The sequence below is a fragment of the Streptomyces sp. NPDC041713 genome (genome assembly GCF_055591085.1).
Genome location: NZ_JBVIZY010000001.1, coordinates 899,666 through 912,418, shown reverse-complemented (window position 1 = coordinate 912,418; position 12,753 = coordinate 899,666). Strand labels below are relative to the sequence as shown.

16 protein-coding genes are annotated in these 12,753 nt (G+C 72.7%); 8 read left to right on the top strand and 8 right to left on the bottom strand.

All coding sequences use genetic code 11. From position 1 onward, the window contains the following. Window positions 1-69 precede the first annotated feature (69 nt). Window positions 70-972 carry a LysR family transcriptional regulator gene (locus ACZ6CV_RS03970; RefSeq protein ID WP_469249419.1) on the top strand — a complete coding sequence of 301 codons (903 nt, stop codon included), beginning with the start codon at window positions 70-72 and terminating at the stop codon, window positions 970-972. Window positions 973-1,032: 60 nt separating this feature from the next. Here ACZ6CV_RS03970 and ACZ6CV_RS03965 read toward each other — a convergent pair whose 3' ends face one another. From ACZ6CV_RS03965 to ACZ6CV_RS03955, 3 genes are all read right to left on the bottom strand, one after another. Beyond that, a complete protein-coding gene (locus ACZ6CV_RS03965) occupies window positions 1,033-1,836 on the bottom strand; it encodes an SAM-dependent methyltransferase (RefSeq protein WP_469249418.1) in 804 nt (267 codons plus the stop codon). A 58-nt stretch (window positions 1,837-1,894) separates the two neighbouring features. Beyond that, window positions 1,895-2,110 carry a DUF397 domain-containing protein gene (locus ACZ6CV_RS03960; RefSeq protein ID WP_355818066.1) on the bottom strand — a complete coding sequence of 72 codons (216 nt, stop codon included), beginning with the start codon at window positions 2,108-2,110 and terminating at the stop codon, window positions 1,895-1,897. A 110-nt stretch (window positions 2,111-2,220) separates the two neighbouring features. Then, window positions 2,221-3,081, bottom strand: a complete 861-nt coding sequence (locus ACZ6CV_RS03955; protein WP_355817840.1) for a helix-turn-helix domain-containing protein — start codon at window positions 3,079-3,081, stop codon at window positions 2,221-2,223. 159 nt (window positions 3,082-3,240) lie between these two features. On the opposite strand from ACZ6CV_RS03955, the gene ACZ6CV_RS03950 reads away from it, so the two are divergent. Both ACZ6CV_RS03950 and ACZ6CV_RS03945 read left to right on the top strand, forming a co-directional pair. Then, window positions 3,241-3,741, top strand: a complete 501-nt coding sequence (locus ACZ6CV_RS03950) for an ATP-binding protein (RefSeq protein ID WP_355817837.1) — start codon at window positions 3,241-3,243, stop codon at window positions 3,739-3,741. Window positions 3,742-3,798: 57 nt separating this feature from the next. Then, the gene (locus ACZ6CV_RS03945) at window positions 3,799-4,233 is read left to right on the top strand and encodes a hypothetical protein (RefSeq protein ID WP_469249617.1); all 435 of its coding nucleotides are present in this window, start codon (window positions 3,799-3,801) and stop codon (window positions 4,231-4,233) included. A 129-nt stretch (window positions 4,234-4,362) separates the two neighbouring features. On the opposite strand, the gene ACZ6CV_RS03940 is transcribed toward ACZ6CV_RS03945, so the two are convergent. The 3 genes from ACZ6CV_RS03940 to ACZ6CV_RS03930 all read right to left on the bottom strand — a co-directional run bounded on the left by ACZ6CV_RS03940 (window position 4,363) and on the right by ACZ6CV_RS03930 (window position 6,982). Next, window positions 4,363-4,542 (bottom strand): hypothetical protein, encoded by a 180-nt coding sequence (locus tag ACZ6CV_RS03940; RefSeq protein WP_362376419.1) that lies wholly within the window; start codon window positions 4,540-4,542, stop codon window positions 4,363-4,365. Window positions 4,543-4,700: 158 nt separating this feature from the next. Then, window positions 4,701-5,384: a DUF899 domain-containing protein gene (locus tag ACZ6CV_RS03935; protein WP_469249415.1), complete on the bottom strand. Its 684-nt coding sequence runs from the start codon at window positions 5,382-5,384 to the stop codon at window positions 4,701-4,703. A 152-nt stretch (window positions 5,385-5,536) separates the two neighbouring features. After that, entirely contained in the window at window positions 5,537-6,982 is a 1,446-nt protein-coding gene (locus ACZ6CV_RS03930) for an amidohydrolase (RefSeq protein WP_469249413.1), read from the bottom strand. A gap of 133 nt (window positions 6,983-7,115) precedes the next feature. On the opposite strand from ACZ6CV_RS03930, the gene ACZ6CV_RS03925 reads away from it, so the two are divergent. After that, window positions 7,116-8,072: an endonuclease/exonuclease/phosphatase family protein gene (locus ACZ6CV_RS03925; RefSeq protein WP_469249411.1), complete on the top strand. Its 957-nt coding sequence runs from the start codon at window positions 7,116-7,118 to the stop codon at window positions 8,070-8,072. A gap of 67 nt (window positions 8,073-8,139) precedes the next feature. On the opposite strand, the gene ACZ6CV_RS03920 is transcribed toward ACZ6CV_RS03925, so the two are convergent. Beyond that, complete coding sequence (locus ACZ6CV_RS03920) at window positions 8,140-9,192, bottom strand: phosphatidylinositol-specific phospholipase C domain-containing protein (RefSeq protein WP_469249616.1); 1,053 nt, start codon at window positions 9,190-9,192, stop codon at window positions 8,140-8,142. 303 nt (window positions 9,193-9,495) lie between these two features. Here ACZ6CV_RS03920 and ACZ6CV_RS03915 point away from each other — a divergent pair, with 303 nt between their 5' ends. The 3 genes from ACZ6CV_RS03915 to ACZ6CV_RS03905 all read left to right on the top strand — a co-directional run bounded on the left by ACZ6CV_RS03915 (window position 9,496) and on the right by ACZ6CV_RS03905 (window position 11,427). After that, entirely contained in the window at window positions 9,496-10,056 is a 561-nt protein-coding gene (locus tag ACZ6CV_RS03915; protein ID WP_469249409.1) for a heme-binding beta-barrel domain-containing protein, read from the top strand. A 4-nt stretch (window positions 10,057-10,060) separates the two neighbouring features. Continuing rightward, on the top strand, window positions 10,061-10,738 hold the full coding sequence (locus tag ACZ6CV_RS03910) for a 2'-5' RNA ligase family protein (protein ID WP_469249407.1): 678 nt from the start codon (window positions 10,061-10,063) through the stop codon (window positions 10,736-10,738). A 197-nt stretch (window positions 10,739-10,935) separates the two neighbouring features. Continuing rightward, a complete protein-coding gene (locus ACZ6CV_RS03905) occupies window positions 10,936-11,427 on the top strand; it encodes a DUF3574 domain-containing protein (RefSeq protein ID WP_469249405.1) in 492 nt (163 codons plus the stop codon). A gap of 89 nt (window positions 11,428-11,516) precedes the next feature. Here the strand turns inward: ACZ6CV_RS03905 and ACZ6CV_RS03900 are convergent, their stop codons facing one another. Then, the gene (locus ACZ6CV_RS03900) at window positions 11,517-11,966 is read right to left on the bottom strand and encodes a hypothetical protein (RefSeq protein WP_469249403.1); all 450 of its coding nucleotides are present in this window, start codon (window positions 11,964-11,966) and stop codon (window positions 11,517-11,519) included. Window positions 11,967-12,085: 119 nt separating this feature from the next. Between ACZ6CV_RS03900 and ACZ6CV_RS03895 the strand changes: the two genes are divergently transcribed. Continuing rightward, complete coding sequence (locus tag ACZ6CV_RS03895) at window positions 12,086-12,742, top strand: DUF4291 domain-containing protein (protein WP_469249401.1); 657 nt, start codon at window positions 12,086-12,088, stop codon at window positions 12,740-12,742. The last annotated feature ends 11 nt before the right edge of the window (window positions 12,743-12,753 follow it).

The window sequence follows — 12,753 nt, the reverse complement described above, 5'->3', positions numbered from 1 at the left end:
TGGAGCCGGGGGAAAGACCAATTCGGGATAGGCTCAGAACGGATTGTTATCAATCGGCGGGGAGGGCATATGGCACCGGATACGGTCAGCCTGCGGTACTTCCTCGTGCTGGCGGAGGAGTTGAACTTCACCCGCGCGGCCGCCCGCATCGGTATCGCGCAGCCTGCGCTCAGCGCCCGGATGCGCCGATTGGAAAAGGAACTCGGCACCACGCTCCTGCTTCGGGACACGCGGAGCGTGGTATTGACCCCGGCCGGTGCGGCTTTGACGGAGTCCGCGCCGCCCGCGCTTGCGGCGCTGGACCGGGCCTGGGACACCGCCCGGCGGGCGGGCACCGGCGAGCTCGGCACGCTCCGCGTCGGATACAGCCTCAGCGCCGGGTCCGAGACGGTTCCGGCCCTGGTGGACGAGTTGCTGCGCGGCAGTCCCGGGCTCGAGGTCGGCGCGGTCCCGATGGCGACGCCCGAGATCTCCCCCGCGGTCGCCGACGGCCGCATCGATGCCGGGATCACCCGCGGTGAACAGCCGGGCCGTGGTGTGCGCCGGTCTCTGCTGCGACGGGCGCGGATCGGCGTCCAGTTGGCGGAGCACCATCCCCTGGCCGCGCACTCGGAGGTCGAGGTCGCCGCCGCGGCCGCGTATCCGCTGCGGCTCCCCGACCGTGCGGCCAACCCCGTGATCCACGACCAGCTGGTCGCGTTGTTCCGCGATACCGGGCCGCAACCCCGGTTTCACACGCCCACGGTCTCTTTCGACATGTCACAGCGCGACCTGCGCGACGGGCTCACCCTCGCCCCGGCCGGCGAGGCCGCCGCCACCGCGCCACCGCCGGGCATCACCTGGCGACCGCTGCAGGGCGCACCCGGCCTGACGATCCACCTGGTCCTTCCGCGCGAACAGTCGCCGCTGCACCGCCGCGTCCGTGCCGTCGCCCAAACCCTGGCGCACGAGCTGCGCTGGCTGACGGGCTGACGGCCAGACGGGCAGCAGGTCCCCGGCAGGCTCACCGCGTACGCGCCACGGCGGGCAGACTCACCGCTTGCGCGCCACGCCCCCGTACCCCGGCGTCGGCCCCTCGTCCGACTCCGGGGTCCACTCGCCCAGCTCCGGCTTCCAGCGGTCGAGCACGGCGACGCCGGGCATCACCAGCTCGTACCCCGCGAAGAAGCGTTCCACCTCCGCCTGCGAGCGCAGCGCCAGCGTCATGCCCCGCGCCTCGTACAGCTCCGCGGCCTGCCGCGCCGTCTGCGGGGTGAAGTCGGCCGTGCCGTGCGACAGCATCAGGTGGCTGCCGGGCGGCAGGGCCCGCATCAACCGGTCCACCAGGTCGTACGCGCCGTCTTCGTCCGCGATGAAGTGCAGCAGCGCGACGAGTGAGAGGGCGACGGGCCGCTCCATGTCCAGGACGCGCGCGGCCTCTTCGAGGATCTTCTCCGGCTCGCGGAAGTCCGCCTGGATGTACTCGGTGACGCCCTGCGGGGTCGAGCGCAGCAGCGCCTCGGCGTGCGCGAGGACGATGGGATCGTTGTCGCAGTAGACGACCCGCGTCGTCGGCGCGATCCCCTGCGCGATCTGGTGGAGGTTCGGCTCGGTCGGTATGCCGGTGCCGATGTCGAGGAACTGCCGTACGCCCTGGGAGGCCAGCCAGCGCGTGGCGCGCTGCATGAACGCCCGGTTGGCGCGCGCCGTCGTCAGGACCCGCCCGTCCAGGGCCACGAGCCGGCGGCCCATCTCCTCGTCCACCGGGTAGTTGTCCTTGCCGCCGAGGAACCAGTCGTACATCCGGGCGGGGTGCGGCTTGCTGGTGTCGATGTACGACGAGGACGAGTCGGTCATACGAGCTCCAGACGTGCCCGGCGGGCGGGCTCCAGACGTGGGCGGCGGACGGCGGGGGTCACGAGAGCAGGAAGTCCGCCTCGCCCGACTTCGCCCCCTGGATGAACGCGGTGATCTCGCCGTGCGTGTAGATCAGCGCGGGGCCGTCGGGGTCGGCCGACTGCCGTACGGCGACCCGGCCGTCGGCCAGCTTCATGGCCTCCAGGCAGTTGCCGCCGTTGCCGCCGCTCCACGGCTTGTGCCAGCCCTCGGTGCCGAGGTCGCGGGCGGGCATGCCGTTGTAGATCCGGGATTCCGCGCGGGCCTCGCTGCGCGAGTCGTCGCGGGCCCCGGGAGAACGCGGACCGGCAGGGCGCGTTCCGGCTCGATGTCGGTCCATGTCTGTCACAGCTCCTTGCGGAGGTCCCGGAGGATCTCCTTCGTGCGTTGTGCGGTGGCGGCCTGCGCCGCCATGCGGTCCATGACCTCCAGGTGGGTGGCCACCTCTCGGCGCGCGTCCAGGTAGACCGCGCCGGTCAGGTACTCGCTGTAGACCATGTCGGGCAGCTCCGCCATGGCGAAGCGGAAGAGCACGAACGGTCCGTACGTGCCGGGGTGCGGGCCCGCCGCGAACGGCGCGACCTGCAGGGTGACATGGGGCAGTTCGGCGGCTTCGAGGAGCCGGTCGATCTGGTCCCGCATCACGTCGCCGTCGCCCACGGGCCTGCGCAGCGCGGTCTCGTCCATCACCACCCACAGCCGGGGCGCGTCCTCACGGGTGAGCAGCGACTGGCGTTCCATGCGCAGCGCCACGTACCGCTCGATGTCCGCGGGCCGGGTCTGGCCGATGGCGCCGGAGCGCATCACGCCGCGCGCGTACTCCTCGGTCTGCAGGAGTCCGGGCACGAAGTGGGGTTCGTACGACCTGATCAGGCTGGCGGCGCCCTCCAGGCTGACGTACATGCTGAACCAGCCGGGCAGGATGTCGTGGAACCGCTGCCACCAGCCGGGCCTGTTCGCCTCCTCGGCGAGCGTCACGAAGGCCTCGGCCTCGTCGTCCGCGACACCGTAGGACTTCAGGAGCAGCTGGAGATACGGGATCTTCAGCGCGACCTCGGCCGTCTCCATGCGACGGACGGTGGCGGGGGCGACGCGCAGGATCTTCGCGGCCTCCTCGCGTTTCAGGCCCGCGCTCTCGCGCAGGTCCTGCAGGCGACGACCGAGAACGACCTGGCCGACGGTCGGCGCGGACCGCGGTTCGCTCACGTCTGCTACCTCCACCTGACTGGCGCGTTGCCTCAACTCGCACCGCACCGCGAGCCGTAGCGAGCAGTGTGCCATGCGCCGTCTCGGAGGAACACGCCACTGTGCACATTTCAGAGTGGCCCTTGCCAAGGTGTTCGGGGCGGGGCGATAGTGGACAGCGTGACTCCGCCCGCGCCGTTACGAACCGAAGCCACCGAAGGCCGCCCCGGCGATCTCGCCCTGGCATGGCCCGAGGACGCCGAGGTCTGCGTCAGTTTCGCCCTCGCACCACGTCCGGGCTCCGTCGCCCAGGCCAGACGCCTGATGCGCACGCAGCTCGACGGGTGGGCGGTGCGCGACGACGACGCCTGCGACGCGGCGGCACTCGTTCTCTCCGAACTGGTCACCAACGCCGTGGTGCACACCGCGAGCAGGCGGATCATCTGCGAGCTCTGCGCAGATCCGGAGAAGCTGCGGATCGCCGTACGTGATGAAGGGTGCGGTTCAGGAACGCCGCGCCCGGTACACAGGGGGGCCGACGAGGAGCACGGGAGGGGATTGCTTCTCGTCGACGCGGTGAGCAGCGCGTGGGGCGTCCACGACGCGGGGCCCGGTATCGGGCTCACGGTGTGGGCGGAGTTGCCGAGAACGGCGCCGGTGTCGACGTCGGCGTGTGCGTAGAACAGATCGAGCGAACGTGGCAGTGATGCGGGCGGGGGGCATGTGAGCGCGGGTACGGTGCGGCCGTTGGATCTGACCACCTTGGTCCGGCTGTCGCGGCAACGACAGCGCGCCGGGAGACCGTCGGCGGCGTCGCCGCTCCCGCGGCTCGATCTGCCCGAGGGCATGACCGAGCCGCTCGGCTGCGACGCGGTGGCGGTCCCCGCCTCGTTCGGGCCCCGGGTGATGTCCCGGCTGCCCCGGGTGGGGTGTGTGTACGAGGACGGGGCGCGCTGGTGGTGGATCGTGCCCGCGGACTCCGATGTCGCCATGGAGTGGCCCGCGCCCGTCGACTATTCGGCCGGGGCGGTGGTGCGGGACGCCGAGTGCCGTCCTGTGCTCATCAACCGCCCGCCGGACGACGTCCCCTACACTCCGCCGATCCCGCTCTATCTGGCGCTGTGCCGGGAGACGGGGACGACGCCGGGGTGGTCACGGGCGCTCAGCGCGTAGGCGCTCCGCTGGGTTGGGTGGATTTTCTTGTGCGGGTGGGTGGGGGTTTTCCTGTGCGGGTGGGTGGGGGCTGGGCGCGCCGTTCCCCGCGCCCCTGGAGGGCCCTGACGGGCCCTCAGGAGCGGCTCTTCACGCCGCGGTCCGCCATGGTTCTGGGACCGTCACCAAGAAGGTGTCCGAGGCCAGGTCCATGACCACTTCCGCGTCCTGGCCCTCCTGGCGGCGGGCCCGCGCGAACTCCTCCGCGGGCCACGACCCGCGCGGTCCGCCCGCGGGGAAACGCTCCAGCACCGTACGTCCGTTCATCATCATCCCTGTCCCCCGTGTCGTTCTGCGTGTGTTCCGTGCACGGTCCGAAGACCCTGTACGGATGAGAACGCTCGGGGCGGCGCCGAGGACGCGCGACGTGACCGAACCGAGACGGAGTTGGGGCATTTCCCAGGGTTCTCCCTGAGCTCGGCCGGTCGTCAGTCCTCGTACTCGTCGTGGTAGCGCACCCGCGCGCTGCCCGCCGGGACGCCGAGCGCCGACGACCGCCCCGCGGGCCTCTCCCAGGCCTCCTGCCGGCCGAGCGCGGTGAGGTCGAGGAGGCTGGTGGTGGAGCCGAGGCCGTCGAGACCGCGGGCGAACGTCGCGTACGTGTGGAAGACGCGGTCGCCGTAGCGCAGGAAGCAGTTGATGGCGGGCACGTCGCGGGGCTCCTCGTCGAAGGAGGCGCCGAAGTCGTGGTTGAAGTCGCCGCCGTTCGTCGAGTACCAGGGCACGGTCCAGCCCATGCGGGCCTTGAAGGTCAGCAGCTTGGTGAACGGGGCGCGCGAGACGGCGACGAAGTTGGTGGAGCGGGCCCGCAGATGCCCGAGGTGGCCGATCTGGTCGAGGAAGCCGGAGCAGCTGCGGCATCCCGCGTCCCACTCCGGGGCGAACATGAAGTGGTAGACGATCAGTTGGTCCCGGTCGTCGAAGAGGTCGAGCAGGGTCGCCTTCCCGTCCGAACCGTCGAAGTAGTACTCCTTGTCGACCTCGACCATCGGGAGCCCGCGCCGCTCGGCGTTGAGCGCGTCACGGGCGCGGGTGGCGGCCTTCTCCTTGGCGAGGAGCTCCTCACGCGCCGCGAGCCACTCCTCGCGCGTGACGATGTCCGGAAGTCCCATGGCGTGTCTCCTCCACCCTTCGGGCGCGTACGTTCGCGAAGGGTGGACCTGCGGGGTCCGCGGAACTCATCGCTCGCGGGCGAAGAAGTTTCGGAAAACTCGTCGGTGCCGCCGGCCACCCGTTTCCGCGCTCACCCGACAGGCGCCGGCCCTCACCCCTCGTACTCCTGGATCCGCTTGCCGTGGCTGCGGTCGATCAGTTCGGGGAGCAGGGCGGTCAACTCGGCCGCGATCTGCGGCACATCGAGGGTCAACAGGGCGCGGTCGCGCATCAGGACGCGGCCGGCCACGATCGTGGTGCGCACGTCGGCGGAGCGTGCGCTGTGCACGAGGGTCGCGGCGAGGTCGTGCACGGGCTGGGTGTGCGGTCCCGTCATGTCGACGAGGACGATGTCGGCTCGCCGGCCCGCCGCGAGGGTGCCGATCTCGTCGCCGAGGCCGACGGCCCGCGCGCTCTGCAGGGTGGCGTGGTCCAGGGCCTGGCTGGCGGTGAGCCAGGTGGGGTCGCGCTCCACGTACTTCTGGACGAGTGCGGTGAGCGCCATCGACTCCCACACGTCGAGGGTGTTGTTGGAGGCCGCGCCGTCGGTGGCCAGGCCGACCGGGACGCCCGCCTCGCGCAGCGCCCGTACGGGAGTGGTGTCCCAGCCGAACTTCAGATAGCCGCGGGGCGCCGAGGCGACGGCGACGCGGCCGCCCGCGCGGCGCAGCACGGGCAGGTCGCGGGCGGTGTCGAGGCCGGTGGTGTGGGCGAGGAGGACGTCGACGTCGAGGAGGCCGGCGCGCTCCAGGATCTCGATGGGGGTGCGGCCGTGCCGGGCCAGGCTGTTGGCGGTCTGCTCGCGGTTCTCGGCGGCGTGGATGTGGACGAGCAGGCCGTGGTCGCGGGCGAGTTCGGCGGTGGCGGCGAGGTCGCTCTCGTCGACGGTGTACGGGGCGTGTGGGGCGAGGCAGGTGGTGATGCGGCCGTCGGCGGCGCCGCGCTGCCGGAGCGCGAAGTCGAGGGAGGCGGCGCGGCCTTCGGGGCCCTGGGAGCTGAAGTAGGCCTGGCCGAGGACGGCGCGCAGGCCGCTCTGAGCGGTGGCGGCGGCCACCTCGTCCATCGCGAAGTAGTGGTCGGCGAAGGTGGTGACGCCGCCGCGGATCATCTCCGCGCAGGCGAGCCGGGCGCCGAGTCCGACGATCCGCTCGGTCAGGTTGGACTCGACGGGCCAGATCCAGTCGTTGAACCAGGCGTGCGCCGGCAGGTCCTCGGCGAGGCCGCGCAGGGCCACCATCGGGGTGTGGGTGTGGCAGTTGACGAGGCCGGGGAGGGCGACGGTGCCACGCCCGTCGAGGTGTTCGGCGGCGTGCGGGGTGTTCGTGGCGTGCGTGGCGTGCGTGGCGTGCGTGGCGTGCGTGGCTTCCGCGGGCAGGTCCTCGGGGGCGCCCGCCGTGACCGAGGCGATGCGTCCGTCGCGTACGACGATCGTGGCGTCGTCGACGAAGACGATCTCCCCTCGCGCGTCATGGGTCAGCGCCGTGCAGCCGGTGACGACCAGATCGGCGGGGCCCTGGGTGCGGAGTCCGGCGGGGCCGGGTGCGGGAGGCGTCGTCATCTCTTCACGGTAGTGCGAGTGCGCATACCGGGGGGCTGTCGCGGAGCCGGTTTCGCGAGCAGGCTGCGCGGAGACGGCGCGCCCGGGGGCCGGGCACACGGAACGGGCTCGTGGACGGACGAAGGAGTCGGTCGTGATCATCGGCACGTGGAACCTGGAGAACCTCTACCGGCCCGGCGGCGCGTACGGCCCCAAGGACAAGGGCGCCTACGAGGCGAAGCTGGCGTCGCTCGCGGCGACGATCACCGCGCTCGGGCCGAGCGTCCTCGCCGTGCAGGAAGTCGGCGACCCGGCGGCCCTGGAGGACCTGGCGGGGCTGCTCGACGGCGCCTGGCACGTCACGCTCTCCGGGCACCCGGACGACCGGGGCATCCGGGTCGGCTTCCTCACCAGCCTGCCCGTCTCCGTCATCACCGACGAGAACGCCTTCCCGGAGCCGCTCCGTCCGGTGCAGGGCGACGACGCGGGGCGGACGTCGGGGCGGGCCGGGCGCGGCTTCCTCGCGGTGTCGGTGTCGACGCGGGCGTTCTTCTTCGACGCGGTCGTCTGCCACCTCAAGTCGAAGCTGCTGTCGTACCCGGGCGGCCGTTTCCAGCCGCGCGACGAGGGCGAGCGGGCCCGGTACGGCGCGTACGCCCTGTACCGGCGCGCGGCCGAGGCCACCGCGCTGCGCGCGCTCGCCGACCGGCTGCTGCAAGGGGACGGCCGCGAACACCGGGTGGCGGTGCTCGGCGACCTGAACGACGAGGTCGGGGCGGCGACGACACAGATCCTGCTCGGCCCGCCGGGATCCGAGATCGGCACGCCCGGCTTCGACCGGCCCGACCGGGGCGACGCGGCCCGGCTGTGGGACGTGGCCCCGCTGATCCCGGCCGACCGGCGCTTCTCCCGCATCCACGCGGGACGCCGCGAACTCATCGACCATGTGCTGGTCAGCCGCGGCATCCTGGACCAGGTGCGGTCGGCGGGCACGGGGGCGCCGGGCGCCGCCGCGGCCGCGCTGCCGTCGGTGGCGGACGGCGATCCGGCGGTCCGCAGGGACACGGCGGGGTCGGACCACGCGCCGGTGTGGGTCCGGCTCCAGCCCTGACGTCCCCTCCCGGTGAGGCTCCAGCCCCGACGTCCCCTCCCCGGTGACGTGACCCGGCGGGGACGCCTCAGCCGCGCGGCAGCACGGTCGCGAGGACGCCGGGCAGCGGGTACCAGTCGGCGGAGACGATGCTGGCCTGCTTCCCCGCGAGCAGCGCCACTCGCTCCTTGGCCTGCGCCTCGGTCGGCCGCGTGCCGTCGATGGCGGGGGCGACGTTGTGGGCGTCGGTCATGACGACGAGGTAGCGGCGGTCCGCGTACCAGCGGGTGTCGATGGAGCCGCCCGCGTACGCGGCGGCGTCCCCGTCGAACACCACGAACCACGGCCGGATCGACGCGTCCGCGTACCGCCCGCGCGGATCGCCCGCCTCCGCGCCGAGCACGGCGGGGAACGCCGCGGCCTCGCCGAGGCGGCCCGCGGCGGCGAGGTCGCGCAGATGGGTGGCGTACTCGCGGTCCGTCCAGAGGGTGTCGGCGGGGTTGCCCTGCTCGACGGTGCCGGGTATCAGCTCGACCAGGAACTTCCCGGCGAGTTCGGAGCGGGTGGGCCAGCCCTTGTCCCGTACGGCGTCGTCGAGTCCCGCGTGTCCGGCGGCGAGTTGTCCGGGGCGGTAGACGGCGTCGCCGAGCACGCCGGTCAGGAGCGCGTCGAGGTCGGCGGGCCCGCGCTTGTTCCGGCCCTGGAAACCGTCCTTCATCTCCACCTTCAGGAGGATCGGGCGGTGCCCGGGGTGGGCGTCGTGCCAGCTGCGCATGTCCTTCAGGCATCCCGCGAGGCTCTGGTTGCGCGCCTTGGTGCGCAGTTCGGCGGGGCTCTGGGCGTTCTCGCAGTTGTTGTCGTTGCCGAGGGGGTTGCTGTGCGAGACGCGCCATCCGCTGCCGAACACGTTGGTCCACACGTCGAGTTCGAGCATCGAGGCGCCCGAGTCGAGGGCGTCGGCGAAGTAGGGGTACTTGGTCTTCTCGTAGGCGTTGTGCACACCGACGCCGGTCGTGGCGGAGTACGGGGAGTCAGGCGCGGGGAGCGCGGCCGCACTCGGTCCCGCCTCCGCCGCTCCGGTCACGAGACCCCAGCTCACGAGAGCCCCCACCAGCAGACCGCCCACGCCTCCGCGCCCCATCACGCCCACCACGCTCTCCCTCCCCGCCACCGCCAAGTCCCGGGCAACGTACGGGAGTCGGGTGGCGCGAGGGAAGACGGCGTCTTACGAGGCCGGGGCGGAGGCCGTCGCCCCCCGGGGCCAGGGGGTGTCCCGTGCGCGCGCCGGGCCACCCCTGGCCGTGCGGAGGAGCGCGGGACGCGCCCTAAGCTTCCCTGCGGCACCGGCCGTGATCGTCGCGAGCGGGCCGAGCGGGCCGAGCGGCCTGAACGACATGAACTGACCGACCCGAACCGACCCGAACCGACCCCCAGGAGTCCGCCCGTGTTCGACCTCGCTCCGGAACATCCGTACCCCGACAGCCTCGACCCCGATACGACGCCCGCACCGCACGCCCTGCTGACGCCGGTGCTCTGGCTGCTCGGCACGTGGCACGGCCGGGGCCACGGCGAGTACCCCTCGCTCCCCGCGGACTTCGACTACGCCCAGGAAGTCACCTTCAGCCACGACGGCCGCCCCTTCCTCCGTTACGAGGCACGGGCCTGGATCCTCGACGCCGACGGCGCCCCGCTGCGTCCCGCCGCCCGGGAGAGCGGCTGGTGGCGGCTGCAGCCGGAGGGACACGTGGAGGCGCTGATCACCCAGCCCACCGGCATCGCGGAGATCGCGGTCGGCCGGGCGTCCGACGGCGCGGTCGACCTCGCCACCGGTGACGTGGCGCTCACGCCCACCGCGAAGGAGGTCACCGCCACCCGTCGCCGCTACGTTCCGGTTGACGACGGCACCCTCACGTTCACGCACGACATGGCGGCGGTCGGCCAACCCTTGCAACACCATCTCTCGGCACGGCTGCAGCGCGTGGGGCGGACGGCGCCCGGCGCGTAAGACGATGAGCACGACGGTCAGTACGACACCCGGCACGGCCCCAGGCACGGCGGTCAGTACGAAGCCCGGCACGGCCCCAGGCACGACAACCAGCACGAAGGTCGGCACGAAGACAAACACGGAGATCGAACCGGCGGCGGAGGGAGCGGGCCAAGAAGCGGACGGCGGCGGCTGGCCCGACCTCCCCGGCGACACGGCCCTGACCATCCGCGTCCCCGAGGTGAACCCGCTGGTGACGGCGGGCTTCCCGGCCCACGTGACGGTGCTCTACCCGTTCCTCGACGAGTCCCGCCTCACCGCGTCGACCGACGCCGAGCTGCGGGCGCTCTTCGCCGCTCACGCCCCCTTCACCCTCACCTTCGGCACGTTCCGCCGCTACCCGGGTGTCCTCTATCTCCCGCCGGCCCCCGACACCCCGGTCCGTGCCCTCACCCGTTCCGTCACCGCCCGCTGGCCCGAAGCGGTCCCCTACCGAGGCATCTTCGATCCCCCCCTCGCGCCCCACCTGACCCTCGCGAACCACGAGGGCCCGGACACGTACGAGGCGGCCTACGACGCGCTGGAGTCGAGGTTCGCCTCCGCGCTCCCGTTGACCGCCGAGGTGACCACGGTCGACCTGATCGCGACGGACGGCCCGGGCCGGGGCTGGCGGGACGTGACGTCGTACCGCCTGGGCGGATGAGGGGCGGAGGCGCTGAGGGGTGGAGGCGCTGAGGAGCTGAGGGCCTGAGAGCTGAGGGGCCGGCCGCACGCGTGTCCGTCGCCGTCTGCCGGGGTTAGTGATCTACAGCCGCCGCCCGAACCAGCGAGCTGACGACCCGACGGCCGGGCGCCGCGGCCGGTCCCTCCGCTCTTCTCTCCTCCGAAAGGGAACGCCCCATGCCCCTCACCTTCCCCCGGATCTCCCGCCCCCGGACGACCGTGGCCGTCGCCGTCACCGCCGTACTGGCCGTCGGCGCGCCCGCCGCGTACGCCACGCTGGACGGCGAGGCGGGTCCGTCCCGTGCCGCCGGGAGCGCCGCGACGACGGCCGCCCGTGGCAAGCCCTTCACCGAGACGCGGCTGTTCTTCGGCACCGAACGGCCCGACGGCGGGCCCGCGGTGACCGACAAGCAGTTCCTGCGCTTCATCGACCGGCAGGTCACGCCCGACTTCCCCGCCGGCCTGACCGTGCAGGACGGCCGGGGGCAGTGGCGCGACTCGAACGGGAAGATCGAGCGCGAGCGTTCGTACGAGCTGATCCTGCTCTATCCGACGACCGAGGACCGCAAGCGGGACGCGCAGATCGAGGAGATCCGCGGCGACTACGAGAAGGCGTTCAAGCAGGACTCGGTGGCGCGGCTCGACGAGCGGACGCGGGCCGACTTCTGAGCGACTGACGGCCGGCGGACGGCCGACGGGCGGCGGGCGGCAGGCGGCGGGCGGGCGGCGCCCGGGCGGGCGCGGCACACCCGCGGACGTCAATGGTTCTCGATGACGCTCATGCTCCCGGTCTGGATCACCGTGCCGTGGTGCACCCCGCCGTAGATCTTGTTGTGCACGACGGAGCCGCGCCCTTCGTCCGAGTCGCCGTCGACGTCCAACTCGGCGAGCAGTGAACGGAGTTCGTCGGCGGCCGCCGGATCCGCCGCGAGCCGTCGCCGCAGCCGCGACCGCCACTCCGTCCGCACATCGCCCGCCGTCTCCTCGTCACCGGCCCGGCGCGCGGCGACGACCTCGGCGCGGGCCTCATCCAGCTCGCCGACGAGATGGCTCTCGTCGGGGCCCGCGCCGCTCCCGCTTCCGTCGGCGCCGTCGCGCGCGAAGAAGCGGGCGACCCGGTCGCGCGCCTGCGTCCATCCGTCGGTCACCATCTGCTGCACGAGCGCCGTCGCGCCCGCCGCCGCGAGCGCCGCCAACTCAGCATCCACGAGAGCCCCTCACCGCACGTCGCCGCGCACACCCACGCCACGTCCCTGGCCTTCACGGTAACGCGGCCGCCGGCAAATTCGCTGGCGCTCCGCGGACGACGGCTGCACGCTGATGCCTCATGAACTCCCGGCACGCCACCCCCGACACGACCGTCCCCGCCCCGGCGCCCACCGCTCCCGCGCCCGTCCCCCGCCACCAGATCCGCGCCCTGCACACGGACACGACGGTCACCGTCTACCAGGCGTACGCCCCCGGGCTCGGCGTCCCCGCGGCCCGCACCGGCCGCTTCCCCGCCGCCTGGAAGCGGGACCGCATGACGTGGATCAAGCCGTCCTTCCTCTGGATGATGTACCGCTGCGGCTGGGCCACGAAGGACGGTCAGCAGACGGTCCTGGCCGTGGAGATCTCCCGTGAGGGCTTCGACTGGGCGCTGCGCAACGCCTGTCTCTCCCACTACGTCCGCGGTCTCCACGAGGACGAGGCCGCGTGGAAGCGCGCCCTGCGCCAGTCCCCCGCCCGCGTCCAGTGGGACCCCGAACGCGACCTCCACTTGAACGCCCTCCCTCACCGCTCCCTCCAACTGGGCCTGTCCGGCGAGGCGTCGCGCCGCTACGCGGACGAGTGGACGGTCTCGATCACCGACGTCACCGACCTCGCCCGGGAGATCCACGCCCTGGTGAGGGACGGAAACGACCTGGAGGCAGCCGCCCGCCTGCTCCCCGCGGAACGCCCCTACCCGACCGACACCGACCGGTTGAGCCACCTGTACGCGTGACGCGATGCCCC

Coding starts and splice junctions, on each gene's coding strand:
- ACZ6CV_RS03895 (WP_469249401.1), top strand. CDS start 12,086: ATGAACTCCCGGCACGCCACCCCCGACACGACCGTCCCCGCCCCGGCG.
- ACZ6CV_RS03940 (WP_362376419.1), bottom strand. CDS start 4,542: ATGATGAACGGACGTACGGTGCTGGAGCGTTTCCCCGCGGGCGGACCG.
- ACZ6CV_RS03905 (WP_469249405.1), top strand. CDS start 10,936: ATGCCCCTCACCTTCCCCCGGATCTCCCGCCCCCGGACGACCGTGGCC.
- ACZ6CV_RS03920 (WP_469249616.1), bottom strand. CDS start 9,192: ATGGGGCGCGGAGGCGTGGGCGGTCTGCTGGTGGGGGCTCTCGTGAGC.
- ACZ6CV_RS03910 (WP_469249407.1), top strand. CDS start 10,061: ATGAGCACGACGGTCAGTACGACACCCGGCACGGCCCCAGGCACGGCG.
- ACZ6CV_RS03965 (WP_469249418.1), bottom strand. CDS start 1,836: ATGACCGACTCGTCCTCGTCGTACATCGACACCAGCAAGCCGCACCCC.
- ACZ6CV_RS03960 (WP_355818066.1), bottom strand. CDS start 2,110: ATGCCCGCCCGCGACCTCGGCACCGAGGGCTGGCACAAGCCGTGGAGC.
- ACZ6CV_RS03970 (WP_469249419.1), top strand. CDS start 70: ATGGCACCGGATACGGTCAGCCTGCGGTACTTCCTCGTGCTGGCGGAG.
- ACZ6CV_RS03930 (WP_469249413.1), bottom strand. CDS start 6,982: ATGACGACGCCTCCCGCACCCGGCCCCGCCGGACTCCGCACCCAGGGC.
- ACZ6CV_RS03935 (WP_469249415.1), bottom strand. CDS start 5,384: ATGGGACTTCCGGACATCGTCACGCGCGAGGAGTGGCTCGCGGCGCGT.